The 13835-nt window shown below is 64.9% G+C and carries 11 protein-coding genes; 10 read left to right on the top strand and 1 reads right to left on the bottom strand.

Going from position 1 to position 13835, the window contains the following annotated elements:
• From EJV47_RS05030 to EJV47_RS28365, 10 genes are all read left to right on the top strand, one after another.
• On the top strand, positions 1-1407 hold the full coding sequence (locus EJV47_RS05030; protein WP_126692036.1) for a D-alanyl-D-alanine carboxypeptidase: 1407 nt from the start codon (positions 1-3) through the stop codon (positions 1405-1407).
• Between the two features lie 203 nt (positions 1408-1610).
• Entirely contained in the window at positions 1611-5492 is a 3882-nt protein-coding gene (locus EJV47_RS05025; RefSeq protein ID WP_126692035.1) for a type IIG restriction enzyme/methyltransferase, read from the top strand.
• A gap of 54 nt (positions 5493-5546) precedes the next feature.
• Positions 5547-6701, top strand: a complete 1155-nt coding sequence (gene tcmP / locus EJV47_RS05020; protein WP_126692034.1) for a three-Cys-motif partner protein TcmP — start codon at positions 5547-5549, stop codon at positions 6699-6701.
• A gap of 3 nt (positions 6702-6704) precedes the next feature.
• On the top strand, positions 6705-7424 hold the full coding sequence (locus EJV47_RS05015) for a DUF5131 family protein (protein WP_126692033.1): 720 nt from the start codon (positions 6705-6707) through the stop codon (positions 7422-7424).
• A 235-nt stretch (positions 7425-7659) separates the two neighbouring features.
• Complete coding sequence (locus tag EJV47_RS05010) at positions 7660-8109, top strand: helix-turn-helix domain-containing protein (RefSeq protein ID WP_126692032.1); 450 nt, start codon at positions 7660-7662, stop codon at positions 8107-8109.
• A gap of 3 nt (positions 8110-8112) precedes the next feature.
• On the top strand, positions 8113-8586 hold the full coding sequence (locus EJV47_RS05005) for a hypothetical protein (RefSeq protein WP_126692031.1): 474 nt from the start codon (positions 8113-8115) through the stop codon (positions 8584-8586).
• Between the two features lie 187 nt (positions 8587-8773).
• Positions 8774-9334 carry a hypothetical protein gene (locus tag EJV47_RS05000; RefSeq protein WP_126692030.1) on the top strand — a complete coding sequence of 187 codons (561 nt, stop codon included), beginning with the start codon at positions 8774-8776 and terminating at the stop codon, positions 9332-9334.
• 96 nt (positions 9335-9430) lie between these two features.
• On the top strand, positions 9431-9838 hold the full coding sequence (locus EJV47_RS04995; RefSeq protein WP_126692029.1) for a hypothetical protein: 408 nt from the start codon (positions 9431-9433) through the stop codon (positions 9836-9838).
• 179 nt (positions 9839-10017) lie between these two features.
• A complete protein-coding gene (locus EJV47_RS04990; protein WP_126692028.1) occupies positions 10018-11181 on the top strand; it encodes a tail fiber domain-containing protein in 1164 nt (387 codons plus the stop codon).
• 385 nt (positions 11182-11566) lie between these two features.
• Complete coding sequence (locus EJV47_RS28365; RefSeq protein ID WP_207895831.1) at positions 11567-13036, top strand: DNA/RNA non-specific endonuclease; 1470 nt, start codon at positions 11567-11569, stop codon at positions 13034-13036.
• 156 nt (positions 13037-13192) lie between these two features.
• Here EJV47_RS28365 and EJV47_RS04980 read toward each other — a convergent pair whose 3' ends face one another.
• Entirely contained in the window at positions 13193-13609 is a 417-nt protein-coding gene (locus EJV47_RS04980; protein ID WP_126692027.1) for a hypothetical protein, read from the bottom strand.
• Positions 13610-13835: the final 226 nt, after the last annotated feature.

The following is a 13835-nucleotide window of genomic DNA, read 5'->3' as shown; positions in this document are numbered from 1 at the left end:
GTGCTCCTTCGTTTCTCCCTGCTTTTGCTGCTCACGGCCTGGAGTCTGTCTTGGCCGCCGTCCTGCTCCCGCCAGTCTCATCCTTCCCCCACGGTGCCGCCCCCGGTCACCGCCGCTACGCCCCTGCCCTGGCTCGATTCGCTGCTGACTTCCGCGCCCGGCCTGCGCCGCCACGCCGTCGGCCTCAGCCTGGCCTACGCCGACAGCACCCGGCCCTTTTACGACTACCACGCCGCGCAGTACTTCAAGCCGGCCAGCACCCTCAAGCTGCTGAGCTTCTACGCAGCCCTGCACCTGCTGCCCGATACGCTGCCCAGCCTGCGCTACTTCTCCCGCCACGATACGCTCTACTTTCAGGGCACCGGCGACCCTACCTTTCTCCACCCCGACGTGCCCTCGCGCCGGGCCTACGCCTTCCTGGCCGCACGCCCCGAGCGGGTGCTGGCCTACTGCGAGCTGCCCACCGCCCCGGCCTACGGCCCCGGCTGGGCCTGGGACGATTACCGCTACTACTTCCAGCCCGAGCGCGGCGCTTTCCCCCTCTACGGCAACACGGTGCGCTTCTACTACGTGCCCGCGGTGCCCGCACGTCGCCGCCCTGGCCGCCCGGCCCGCCTGCAGGTGCGGCCCCGCGCCTTCGCCCCGCTCACTTCCCTGGCCCCGGCACCCGCGCCTGGCCCGCCCCAGGGCCACGTGCAGCGCGCCCTGCTCAGCAACAGCTTCGTGGCCCTACCCGCCCCGCGCCGCTGGGTGGATGAGGTGCCCTACCGCACCAGCCGCGCCCTGCTCTGCCGCCTGCTCGGCGACACCCTGCGCCGCCGCGTGGTAGCCGCCGCCTGGCGGCCCCACCCCACCCGGGGCGACGCCATCCGCACTCTGCCCGGCCTGCCCGCCGACACGCTCTACCGCCGCATGCTGCGCGTGAGCGATAATTTTCTGGCCGAGCAGCTGCTGCTCATGTGCGCCACCCGGGTCGGCTACCGCGACTCGCTCAGCACCGGCCGCGTCATCCGCGAAGCCCGGCGCACCAGCCTTGCCTTCCTGCCCGACGCCCCGGTGTGGGTCGACGGCTCCGGCCTCTCGCCCCTGAACCTGCTCACCCCCCGCGACCTGACAGCCCTGCTCGGCCGCCTGCACCAGGAAGTGCCCGAACACCGCCTACTCAGCCTGCTGGCCAGCGGCGGCGGCTCCGGCACCCTGCGCCGCCGCTACGCCAGCGCCGGCGGCCCCTGGATCTGGGCCAAAACCGGCACCCTGCGCCACGACCTCAACCTCTGCGGCTACCTGCGCACCCGCAGCGGCCGGCTGGTGGCCTTCGCCTTTATGAACAACAACCACCCCACCAGCAGTTGGGCCGTGCGCAACGAGGTGGAGCGCGTGCTGGGCCAGGTGCGGCGGCGGTTGTAGACGGGCCAGCTGCCCGAAGCGGAACGGTTTCAAGGTCAGTGGGCAGCAGGCCCGCGAGACATCTTGCGTGCTGGTGCTGGGTAGTAGCTCGCTCAACGAACAGAATTGCCCACCGCGGGCGGGGGGCTGGGGCCGGGCCGGGGGGCCAGTGGGCACGGCGGGTGCTTTTGCGCGCTCCGGCCCCGCCGTATCTTGCGCGCCGTATGAAATACCAGCCCCAGCAGCCTTCCCAGGCCCTTGACCTTGCCTATCGTCGTCAGAAAGTAACCCGTGCTACCCTCGATACTTATGAGGCCGCCCGCCGTCAGCTCCTCACGGAGCTGGATGCCCAGGCCGACGAAGCCGATATCATTGAGCCCATCCGGCGCTTTTTGCAGGCCGTTGGTTTCTCCAACTACTTGAACTCCCGCAAAAAGCGCGACCTGGTGATGCATACCGGGGCCAGCGTGGCCGACCCCATCGGCATCATCTTCGAGCTGAAGCACGCCAAGAACAAGGGCGAAATGGTGCAGAAGGGCAACCTCAACCGCAAGGCCCTGCACGAGCTGTTACTGTATTACTTCCAGGAGCGCACTTCCGAGCAGGAGGCCCTGGAGCTGCGCCAGCTCATCATCACCAACGGCTACGAGTGGTTTGTCTTTGACGCCCACGAGTTTCACCGGGTGTTCTGGAAAAACACGGAGCTGCGCACCTTCTTCCAGAAGCACCAGCAGGGCCAGACGACCAGCGGCGACACCAAATTCTTCTACGACCACGTTAAGGCGCTGATTGATAAGGCAGAAGCGGAGCTGCCGTTCACGCACTTCACCCTGGACGTGCGCGACGACAAGGGCCAGCGCAAGGCCTTGGGCGAGCGGGGCCTGCTCTGGCAAGCCAAACTGTTTTCGGCCCCGCACTTGCTCAAGGAGCCCTTTGCCCAGGATGCCAACACCCTCAACCGGGCCTTCTACGAGGAGTTGCTCTACCTCATGGGCCTCGAAGAAGTCAAGGAGAAGAACCGCAAGCTCATTCAGCGTTGCGCCCCCGGGCCGGGCCGGCAGCGGGGCTCCCTGCTCGAAAACACCCTGGTGCAGCTGCGCGCCGAGGACATGCTGCGCAACCTGCCGGCCGAAGAACGCGCCACCTACGGCGACACCCCCGACGCGCAGGCCGAAGGCGTGGCCCTGGCCCTGTGCCTCACCTGGGTGTCGCGGCTGCTGTTTCTGAAGCTGCTGGAGGGCCAGCTGCGCCGCTACCACGCCCCTCACGACGCGCCCTTCCGCTTCCTCGACCCCGGCCAGCTCAAGGAGTACGACCAGCTGAACCTGCTCTTCTACCGGGTGCTCAACCGCCCGCCCCAGGAGCGCGAGGCGCCCGAAGCGGCCCAGTACCGCCAGGTGCCTTACCTGAACTCCTCCCTGTTTGAGCCTTCGGCCCTGGAGCGCGTGACGCTGCGCATCTCCGGCCTCGATGACCGCATCGAGCTGCCCTTGCTGCGGCGCGGGCGCGGCCGGGGCGGCTCGGTGCTGCAGCAGGAGGCGGGCAGCCCGGCCCCGCTGGCCCTCACTTACCTGCTGCGCTTTCTGGACGCCTACGACTTTGCCTCCGAGGGCGAAGAGGCCGTGCAGGAGGGCGACGACCGGCCCCTGATTTCGGCCGCCGTGCTGGGCCTCATCTTCGAGAAAATCAACGGCTACCGCGACGGCTCCTTCTACACGCCCGGCTTCATCACCATGTACATGTGCCGCCACACCCTGCGCCGGGCCGTGGTGCGCCACTTCAACGAGCGGTACGCCTACCGGGCCGAGAGCATCGGGGAGCTGCGCGAGCTGCTCGACGAGGAGGCTCGGCAGCGCCCCGAATTCAGCCGGGCCTTCAACGAGCTGCGCGTGTGCGACCCGGCCGTGGGCTCGGGCCACTTCCTGGTCTCGGCCCTGAACGAACTGCTGGCCATCAAGAGCGAGCTGGGCCTGCTGCTCGACGACGACGGCAAGCGCCTGCGCTACTCCCTCACCGTGGCCCGCGACGAGCTGGCCGTGGTCGACGACGAGGACGACACCCTGTTTGAGTACCGCGCCCGCCTGGCGGCCGACGGCTCCCGCCACGTGGGCAAGGCGCACACCCGCCTGCAAAGCGCCCTGTTCCGCGAAAAGCGCCACCTTATCGAGCACTGCCTCTACGGCGTGGACCTGAACCCGAACTCGGTGCGCATCTGCCGGCTGCGCCTCTGGATTGAGCTGCTCAAGCACGCCTACTACACCCCCGCCAGCCAGTACCAGGAGCTGGAAACCCTCCCCAACCTCGACCTGAACGTGCGCGCCGGCAACTCCCTCATTGGCCGCTACCCGCTGGGGGCCGACCTCACCGACGTGTTTCGCCGCAAGGACACCTCCGTGGCCGCCTACCGCCGCGCCTTCGCCGCCTTCTTCTCGGCCCGGGGGCGCGAGCAGAAGCAGGAGCTGCAGGACTTCCTCACCCGCCTCAAGGAACAGTTCCGGGTGGCCGTGAGCATCCACGACCCGCTCAACAAAAAGCTCAAGGACCTGCGCGGGCAGCTGGCCCAGCTGGAATACTCCGGCCTCGACCTCTTCGGCAAAAAAGCCCGCTCCGAGCAGGACCGCGCCGTGGAGCAGCAGCGCCTGCAAATGCTCATCGACCTTACGCAGGAGCAGCTCACCGAAAAGCGCGACGCCACCCTCTACCGCGACGCCTTTGAGTGGCGCTTCGAGTTCCCGGAAATCCTGAACCCCGACGGCTCCTTCCGCGGCTTCGACGCGGTCATCGGCAACCCGCCCTACATCCGGCAGGAGGAGCTGGCCCCAGCGGCGAAAAAGCACTTGGCCGAACAATTCGAAACCGGCTCCAACGGGGCCGACCTCTACGTGTACTTCATGGAGCTGGGCACCAAGCTCCTGGCACCGGGGGGCGAAATGTCCTTTATCACCTCCAACAAATGGCTCAATACCGGCTTTGGGGAGCCGCTACGCCGCTGGCTGCCTGTGCATACAACACTGGTGGAGTTTATTGACTTCGGCGACCTGTACGTGTTTCCGCAGGTCAAGGCGTACCCGGCCATTCTCACCGTCACCCGCCAAAAGCCCGCGCCCGATGCAGTGTTTCGGGCCGCGCTGATTCCGACGCTGCCCCAGGTGCAGCTTGATGAACTGGTAGCCCTGCACACCCGCCCGGTGGATCAGGCCACGCTGCGCGACACCGGCTGGCACTTCACCGAGGGCACCAGAAAGCAGCAGGTAGACGCGCTGATGGCCGCCGGCACACCTTTGAAGCAGTATGTAGACGGGAAAATCTATCGGGGCTTATTAACCGGCCTCAACGAAGCCTTCGTCATCGACAGCGCGACGCGCGAGCGGCTGGTTGCGCAAGATGCGGCCTCCGCCGAAGTTATCAAGCCCTTTTTGGCCGGCCGTGACCTGAAACGTTACCAACTGCCCAATAGCAAGACCTACCTGATTTTGCTGCCCAGCGGCTGTACGCGGCAGCGCCTCGGCTGGAAACCCGACAAGCGGGGCATTTACAACGTGGCCCCCGATAAGCCGGCCTACCCCACCCCCTGGGACGCGCTGTTGGCTACCTACCCGGCCATTGCCCAGCACTTGCAGCCCTTCGAGGCTGCCGCTGCCAAACGCACCGATAAAGGCCAGTATTGGTGGGAGCTGCGGGCCTGTGACTACTACGACCTATTTGCCGAGGATAAAATAATGTGGAAGGAAATAGCCGTTTATCAGGAGTTTGCACTCGACACGAACGGTACTTACGCGAACAACAAGACCTTCTTTATTCCAGGGAAAGATTTGTATCTGCTAGGCGTGCTTAATTCCGCTTCCATCTTTCGTGTCTTGCAACAGATTACGACCAAGATGAAGGATAATGCAATGGCAATGCAGCTTGCGCAAATTTCTCAACTCCCCATCCCCCCCGCCACGCCCGAGCAGCAGGCCGCCATAGCCGCGCTGGTGGAGCAGGTGCTGGCCGCCAAAGCCGCCGATGCCGCCGCCGATACCACGGCCCTGGAGCGGCAGATTGACGCGCTGGTGGCCGCCCTGTACGGGCTCACGGCCGAGGAGGCGGCCTTGCTGGGCGGCTAGTGGGTTTAGCAATCCTTTCTTACTTTACTAAAAAAAGGGTACATTTCCTCCATTATGAGCAAATCCACACAATCTACCCGCCAGATTCTAGCCGAACATTCAGCTGCGAAAGTGAATGTACTTACTTACTACCTGGGCATTTACCTAAGCATTTTAGGCAAAGTGCCAGCCATCCGCCGCGTACATCTTTTCGATTTGATGTGTGGCGAAGGTGAATACGCCGATGGTCGGCAGGGCAGCGCGTTGGCGGGTCCGCAGCAGGTGCTACGCTATTTTACAGACTATCCTAATGAAAGCCTGCACGTGACGTATATCCTCAACGACGCCGGCATGTCAGACATAGACCCGAGCCGGCGCAAAATTGACCGAGTAGAGGAGCGCGTATCCCAGCTGGTCTTTCCAGCTACCCCCGATGGCCAGCCGCGCATCACGCTGCACTACAGAGCGCTGCCTTGTGACCGGGTCATGCAGCAGGCCATTGATCGGGTGCAACGGTTATCCGCTTTTGAGGAGAAGGCGCTGCTGTTTATCGACCCGTGGGGCTATAAAGACATCCGCATTGCTGATTTACGCGCCGCCCTGGTAGGCGGACAATCGGAGGTGCTGCTATTTCTGCCCACCGAAATGATGTACCGCTTTGCCAATAAAGCATACCACGATGATTTCAGCGGCGGCGAAGCGCTACAACAGTGGCTCAAAGAGGTGTTTCCCGAACAGTTGCCCCGGTTTGCCAACGTGCATGATTTTATCAACCAACTGCGGCACCGCCTGCAAAACCGGCTGGAGGTGCCGTACTCTTCCCGGTTTACCCTCGAAACCGCAGGTCACAACACCTATTCGCTCTTTTTCTTTACGTCCAACCGTCGGGGCCTGGAGAAGATGCTGGAAGCGCAATGGATGCAGGACCCCACGGCGGGTAGCGGCCACCGCTTGGAGCAAACGTTCACGCTTTTCAAACCTGGGGAGTTGGAGAATTATCCCGCTAAGCTAGTCGCTTACTTAGCTGCTGCTCCCAGCCGCACCAACGAAGACCTCTTGGAATTTGGTCTGGCCGAAGGTTTTTTGCCCAAACACACCAACGAAGTCCTGCGGAAGCTACAAGCCACCGGCCGCCTTCACGTCTCGGCGTCCGATGGCCAGAACATGCGAAAAGGGGCGTTTTACCTCAACAACCCGGACCGGATGGTCCGTTTTTCCCTGACTTCCTGAGCCATGTCGCAATCCAGCATCGAATGGACGGAAATGACCTGGAACCCTACGACGGGGTGCACCAAGATTTCCGCCGGCTGTAAATACTGCTACGCCGAAGTAATGGCTAAGCGCTTGGTGGCCATGGGCGTGCCCAAGTACGCAGCCGGCTTTGAGGTGGCCACGCACGAAGACGAGCTAGCCAGGCCCTACACTTGGAAAGCCCCACGCACGGTCTTCGTCAATTCCATGAGTGACCTGTTTCATCCCAAAATCCCTTTTCCCTTTATCCAGCGCGTATTCCGCGTCATGCAAGATTGCCCTCGCCATACGTTCCAAGTGCTCACCAAAAGGGGCGAACTGTTGGAACAGTATGGGCAAGCGCTGGAATGGCCCGGCAACGTCTGGATGGGTGTGTCGGTGGAAAACCAAAAGGTGGTACACCGTATCGACCACCTACGCCGTACGCCCGCCCAAGTGCGGTTTCTGTCATTAGAACCGTTACTTGGCCCGCTGCCTGATCTTGACTTGGCCGGTATTCATTGGGTAATCGTAGGGGGCGAATCGGGGCCTAAGGCTCGCCCTATCAAGGAAGAATGGGTACTTGACATTCAACGCCAGTGCGCCCGCGCTGGAGTAGCGTTCTTTTTCAAGCAGTGGGGGGGCAAAAATAAAAAGCAGACCGGCCGCTTGCTGGGTGGGCAGACCTATGACGAAATGCCTACGCGAGTAGCGGCGTACTGACGCTGGCAGGGTTACCCGACCGCCGACCACCAGGCCCTGATTGTGCTCGACGGCGACCGGGAAACCCCGCGCGTCCGCACCGCCCAGGAGTGCCCCCGGCGGCTGCCGCAGTTCCGCTTCGCTCAAAAGGCCCGCGCCGCCCTCCCCGAGGCGCGGCGCCCCCGCGAATGGCGCACGCAGGGCCGCCTCATTCTCCCGCCCGACCTCCTACTTGATATCTAACCCCTCCCCGCTCATGCCTCCCTCCTTTCTCGACGACCTGATGGCCGAGGTGCCGCAGGACGAACACGTAGTAGTAGCCCTCATTGCCGACCTGGCCGACCAGGTGAAGGCCGAGATGCAGGCCCAGGGGCTCACCCGCCGCGCCCTGGCCCAGCGCCTGGGCAAATCCGAATCGGAAGTAACCAAGTGGCTCAGCGGGATGCACAACCTCACGCTGCACAGCGTGGCCAAGCTCTCGGTGGCCCTGCAAACCGACCTGTTTACCACCCGCCGCAACCCGGTCGGCTACTTCGGCCGCTTGCCGCTGGCCGCCACCCGGTCCGTGGCAGCCGCGGAGTTTGACGCTATTCTGACCAACCCGCCCTACAACGCGCAGCCCACGGCCGGCCCGATGACGCGGCTGCTGGCTACCTCCTGGGAGGGTGAGCAGGAAAACCGTCGCCCTTACGAATTTGCCGCTTAGCGTATGCCCCAAGCGCCCGTCCTCTCCGACATTCAGCTCGTGGGTGGCTACTTCCTGGAATGCGCCATTCTGAATGATGCCGACGACCCCATCGTGGCCCTGGCGGCCGATGAGCAACGCTTCCAGATACATAATAAGGTAGTACCCGGCTTCGACCTGGCCGACGAAAAGGTTCGCATCGAGCTACTGGTGGAGTGCCAGGCCCAGAATGCCAACGGGGAGCTGTTGCCCGTACGGGGCCGGTTCCGCTTGTACCTCACGTTCTTCGTGCAGGACCTGACTAGGTACCTGGAGGAGAAAGCAGGCGAACAGGTCCCCAGCCAGCAACTCATCCTCACGCTCATCAGCGTGGGCTACTCCACGGCCCGCGGCCTCATTGCCGGCAAAACCCGTGACACCGTGCTCCAGGGCTTTGTGCTGCCCTTATTAGACGTGCGCGACCTGATCAAGCCGACCACGCCCGACGCAGCGCCCTGATACTGCCCCCGGCCGCCTGCGGCCCGGGTGGCCGCCCTCTGCTGCGGCCTCGCCCCCCGGGCCGTAGGCGCTGCTGGGCTGGGCCGCCCGGTGCTTCCGTTTTTTACCGACGCTCTAAAAGCGGAAGCACTCATTGCTTCCGCTTTTTTATATTTCTCCAAAACCGGAAGCAACCTCTCCCGCACCTATGAACAACGAATATTCTCGCCGGCCTCTGGTCCGGCTGCGCGCCTGGTTTGCGCTGAGCCAGGCCGAGCTGGGCCGCTACCTGGGCCTAGGCCGCGAAATGGTGTCGCAGGTGGAGCGTGGGGTGCGGCCGCTGCCGCTGCCCGCCGCGCTGGCCGATGCCGCGCTGACGCTGGCCTGGCAGGCGGGAGAAGCCGCCCCCCTGCCACCGCCCGAGCCGCCCGACCCGGCCGCCCTGCACCGGCAGTTGCGCGAGGCTCGGCACCGCGCCGAACAACTGGCCCATGAACTGCTCATCATGCAGGAGCGCAGCACCTGGGCCACGCGCCGGCTGGCGGCCCTGCCCACGCTCACGGCGGCCCTCACGGCGGGCGGTGCGGCGGCCCCGGCCTGGCTGGAGCGCTTCGCGTCCAGGGCCCGCAACGAGCTGGTGCGCAGCGGCCCCACGGCGCAGGCTCTGCTGACGGCCCGGCGGGCCGGGCTGCTGGCCGAGGCGACGGCGCTGGCTCAAACCTTGGAAAATCAGCAGTCGGAGGCAAAAAATGAGAACATTTTCCTATAGACAAGGCCGGGTTCATTGCGGACTTTAGCAGTCCGTGCGGGCGCCAGCTACCCCGATATTCCTTTTCTCTCATTTTTCTTTTCTACCTCATTCCCGATGGCATTTTCTGTCAACCTCCTCTCCTCCGTGGCCCAATGCGACACGCTGCTCACGCTTAAGCAGCGCGAACGGAAAGACCTGGTTCTCCGCCTGACCACGCTCAATCACCAGCTTGACAACTGGGACGACGTAGCCAGCGTGGAGGCCGAGCTGACCTCCACCAACACCTTTATCACCACGATGGGCCCGGCCATTGCCGCCATGCCCGCCGGCGACCAGAAGCGTCGCCAGGAAAACCTGCTCAACCGCTACGAGAGCCGCGCCAACGTGCTGACCACTAAAGTGGAGGACTACGGCGCCATTGCCCGGCTCGAACGGGAGCTGGAACGCGACGGTGTAGCCGCCAAAATCGACCTGCTCGACGCCCTGGTAGCCGCCGTGACGACCCGCCGCAGCCAGCTCTAGTAATCGTGGCGGCTGGCGCCCCGCCTGGCCTCCTCTCGCCTGAGAGGAGGCTTTTTCTTTCCCGGGCCGCACGGCTTAGCTGCGGCCCCCTGCCCCGCTTCGGCCGTTTTTTACTAGCGCGGCAGCCCCGGCACCGTGTATCTTGTGTTTCTCTCTCAGCCTCTCTCAACAAACTTAGCATGCCCACCTTCCACGCCCGCCTCCGGGCCGGCACCCTGCTGGCCCTGCTGCCCCTGGCCGCCACCGCCCAAATCAACACCTCCTCCCCGGCCCTGCTCGAAGTCAAGACCACCGACGCCAGCCCCGTTACCCAGATGCGCCTGCAAACCAGCGGCGGCCTCTACCTCGGCGGCGAGTACGACGGCGGAAACGGCGGTAACATCCCGGCCGAGGGCAGCGGTACCCGCCTGATCTGGTACCCCGGCAAGGCCGCCTTCCGCGCCGGCTACATCAACGGTACCCAGTGGGACGACGCGAACATCGGCCGCTACTCCGTGGCCGGGGGCTACAACGCCCGCGCCTCCGGCGACTACGGCACCGCCTTCGGCAAAGACGTTACCGCCGCCCAGATCAACTCCGTTGCCCTGGGGGAATATTGCACCGCGTCCGGCGCCGCCTCGGTGGCCCTGGGCTACTACGCCCACACCAACACCCGGCAGGGCACCTTCGTCTTCGCCGACCGATCGGTGCTCGACGACGGCAACTTCGTCACGGACGAGTCATTCAAGGCCGACGTCGTCAACAGCACCAGCTGGCGCGTGACCAATGGCTTCCGCATCTACACCTCCTCGAACCGGAACACGGGCGTTATCATCCAGTCGGGCACGCCCATCACCGGTACCACCAACGTCACTCCCTCCTGGTACCGGGCCGATGCCGTCATCAACACCCACACCGGGGCCTTCCTGAGCACCGACGGGGTGTGGACCAACCTGTCCGACCGCCACAAGAAACACCGCTTCGAGGCCATTTCGGGCGAGGACGTGCTGCGCCGCCTGCGCCAGGTACCCATGACGCGCTGGAGCTACAAGACCGACAAGCAGGGTGTGCGCCACCTCGGCCCCATGGCCCAGGACTTTTACCGCGCCTTCCAGCTCGGCCCCGACAGCATCAGCATCGGCACCGTCGACGCCGACGGCGTAGCCCTGGCCGCCGCCCAGGCCCTCGACGCCCGCACCCGCGCCCTGCAGGCCGAAAACCAGCAGCTACGCGCCCGCCTCGATGCGCTGGAAAAAGTCACCAACGTTCCCAGCTCTGCCGCCCTGCCTCTGAACACTACCCTGCTTGTGCTCGGTGCCGGCCTGCTCGGCGCCCTGCTGCTGCGCCGCCGGCGCATAGCGTAACCGGGCCACCACTCCATTGTCATTGCGAGCGAACCGAAGGTCGACGTAGTCAAGCGCGGCAACCGCCGGAAGGCGTAGCCAATCGTTCCTCTCGCGGCACCACGGCCTAGCTGGCACTAACCGAAAACAGCACCGCCCGAAACTCCAGTATCAGTTTCGGGCGGTGCTGTTTTCGGTCGCAGGTATTCGGTTGGGAGGCATAGGCTCGGCGGCACGTTGGCCAGGACATTATTCGGGCAGTATGCATTGTAGCGGCGGCACATTAGCCAGGACTGATTGGCTACGCCTTCCTGCGGTTGCTTCGCTTTGCTCGCAATGACAGCGGATGCTGCCGTCTGCGCCGTGCGCATACCCCGCTTATATTGCGCCCTTCTCCGCTTATTCCATGCGCCTGACTACTTCCCCCCTCGTCTCTACCCTGATTCTGACCGGCGTGCTGGCTGCCTGCTTCCAGCGCAGCCCCGAAGAGGCCCAGCAGGCCGCTGCCACGGCCCCCGGCGCCGAGGCCGTGGTGGTGCCCACGGCCCAGGCCGGCCGCACCCTTACCGAAGACTTCGAAGCCGGCAGCAAGGGCTCCTACGCCGCCGCCGAAGAAACCTTGCCCTCAGGCAAGTGGCTGCTCGACGACGCGCTGATCGGCACTTCGGAGCAGGACCACAAGCACGGCCAGAAAGCCCTGCGCCTGCGCGGCAAGGGCCGCGCCCAGCTGCGCTTCAACCTGCCCGGTGGCGCCGGCCGCGTACGCGTCTTCCACGCCAGCTACGGCCAGGACGGCGCCGTGCGCTGGCAGCTCTACTGCTCTGCTGACCGCGGCCGCACCTGGCTCCCGGCCGGCGGCGAAATCAAGGTGGAGGGCGCCGGCCTGCCCGCCACCATCGTGGTGAACCGCCCCGGCCCGCTGCGCCTGGAAATCCGCAAGCTCGACGGCGGCAACGACCGGCTCAATATCGACGACTTCGCGGTAGAGCCCTACCAGGGCGGCACCCCGCCCGCCGTGGCCGGCAGCGGCGCCAAGCTCCCCAGTTCCGCAGCCACCCAGCTCCCTAGCCCCCCCACCCAAGCCCCCCAGCCCCCAAGACCCCAAGACCCCAAACAGGACGACCCGCTCAGCCTCGGCAACCCCAGCGGCGCCACCAGCAGCCCCGATAAGTCGCCCAACAACTACCTGATGCTGAAGCCCCAGTACGCGCTGAGCTACTCCCGCGACCGGGGCATTCCGAATTGGGTGGTCTGGCACCTGAGCCAGGCCTGGATGGGCTCGGCCCCGCGCCAGGACGACTTCCGCCCCGACCCCGCCCTGCCCCGCGGCTGGTACCAGGTCACGCCCCGCTCCTACTCCGGCTCCGGCTTCGACAAGGGCCACAACTGCCCCAGCGCCGACCGCACCCTCACCCTGGACGACAACTCCAGCACCTTCCTGATGACCAACATGATTCCGCAGGCGCCCATGAACAACCAGCGCACCTGGAATCACCTCGAAGACTACGCCCGCGACCTGGTGCAGGCCGGCAACGAGGTTTACGTGCTGATGGGCAGCTACGGCCGCGGCGGCACCGGCTCGAACGGCCCCGCCCAAACCCTCGACCAGGGCCGCGTGACGGTGCCCAAGCGCGTATGGAAGGTGCTCGTAGCCCTACCCGCCGGCACCAATGACCTGCAGCGCATAGCTGCCGGTCAGGCCCGCCTCATTGCCATCGACACGCCCAACGATAACAGCGTGCAGCCCGACTGGGGCTCCTACCGCACCTCCGTCGATGCCATCGAAGCCGCCACTGGTCTGGATCTGCTCAGCCTGCTGCCCGTCGAGGCCCAGGCCCGCCTCGAAGCCCAGGTCGACCGCGGCCCCACGCGCTAGCCCTGCGCCTGCGTAGCGCCGAAATCAGCGGACTATCCTGATGGCCGGCTAGAAGCTAGCCTTTAGCTTCCAGGCTGCCGACGCTCTGCCCATGCAAAAAAACGCCCACCCTGGCTACGGCCGGGGTGGGCGTTTTTTTGCGTGGACGAAGAAGATTTATTCGGCCGTGCCGCTGTCGAAGCCGTCTACCAGGGCCCGCTTCTCGGCTGGCGACAGGGCGCGGTGGGCGGCGGCTACGTACAGGGAGCAGGCGCGCTCGGCCGAGCTTACGCCCAGGGCCTTGACGCGCAGGCCCCAGAGCACCAGGCCGTACTCCCGCTTGTTGTACATGCTGCCGTTGTGCAGAAACACCGTCTGCTTTTTGCCGGCCAGCACCTTCTCGAAGTCCAGCTCGCTGCCCTTGGTCACCGTGGCCGTACGCACGTAGGCCTCAATGTCGGCAGTGGCGGGGGCGGCCGGGCTGGCGGGCCCGCCCGCAGCAGTGGTCAGCGTCGATGCCGAATCCTGGGCCTGAGCGGTGAGGCTGGCGCCCAGCAAAACGAGCAGCGCGAGGGAATAAGTGGAGAAACGCATAACGGTGGAAGGAAATAATTGAACTGAAAACATGTACGAACAAACGCCGAAATCCGGATTTGCGTGCTATGTCGCTTCAACTTTCGTACCACCTCGCTGCTGGTCAGCTGACTTTCAACGTCTTATTTTTCGGTCCTCGCAGCCCGTTCTCCCGCACGGTGCCCCTCAAAAGCAGCGGCCCCGCCGGTAGTAGCCAGTGGGGCCGCTGCTGCGGGGCCCTGGTCAG

Origin of the sequence: Hymenobacter gummosus, from assembly GCF_003970915.1 — a bacterium.
In the GTDB taxonomy this organism is placed as follows: Bacteria; Bacteroidota; Bacteroidia; order Cytophagales; family Hymenobacteraceae; genus Solirubrum; species Solirubrum gummosum.
The sequence above is the reverse complement of the archived record's forward strand: the minus strand, read 5'-3'. Positions and strand labels throughout refer to the sequence as shown.

Bases quoted from the DNA above. Each gene is read 5' to 3' on its own strand.
- EJV47_RS28365 (WP_207895831.1), top strand. From the start codon at position 11,567: ATGCGCCTGACTACTTCCCCCCTCGTCTCTACCCTGATTCTGACCGGC.
- EJV47_RS05005 (WP_126692031.1), top strand. From the start codon at position 8,113: ATGCCCCAAGCGCCCGTCCTCTCCGACATTCAGCTCGTGGGTGGCTAC.
- EJV47_RS05015 (WP_126692033.1), top strand. From the start codon at position 6,705: ATGTCGCAATCCAGCATCGAATGGACGGAAATGACCTGGAACCCTACG.
- EJV47_RS05025 (WP_126692035.1), top strand. From the start codon at position 1,611: ATGAAATACCAGCCCCAGCAGCCTTCCCAGGCCCTTGACCTTGCCTAT.
- EJV47_RS05000 (WP_126692030.1), top strand. From the start codon at position 8,774: ATGAACAACGAATATTCTCGCCGGCCTCTGGTCCGGCTGCGCGCCTGG.
- tcmP (WP_126692034.1), top strand. From the start codon at position 5,547: ATGAGCAAATCCACACAATCTACCCGCCAGATTCTAGCCGAACATTCA.
- EJV47_RS04980 (WP_126692027.1), bottom strand. From the start codon at position 13,609: ATGCGTTTCTCCACTTATTCCCTCGCGCTGCTCGTTTTGCTGGGCGCC.
- EJV47_RS04995 (WP_126692029.1), top strand. From the start codon at position 9,431: ATGGCATTTTCTGTCAACCTCCTCTCCTCCGTGGCCCAATGCGACACG.
- EJV47_RS04990 (WP_126692028.1), top strand. From the start codon at position 10,018: ATGCCCACCTTCCACGCCCGCCTCCGGGCCGGCACCCTGCTGGCCCTG.
- EJV47_RS05010 (WP_126692032.1), top strand. From the start codon at position 7,660: ATGCCTCCCTCCTTTCTCGACGACCTGATGGCCGAGGTGCCGCAGGAC.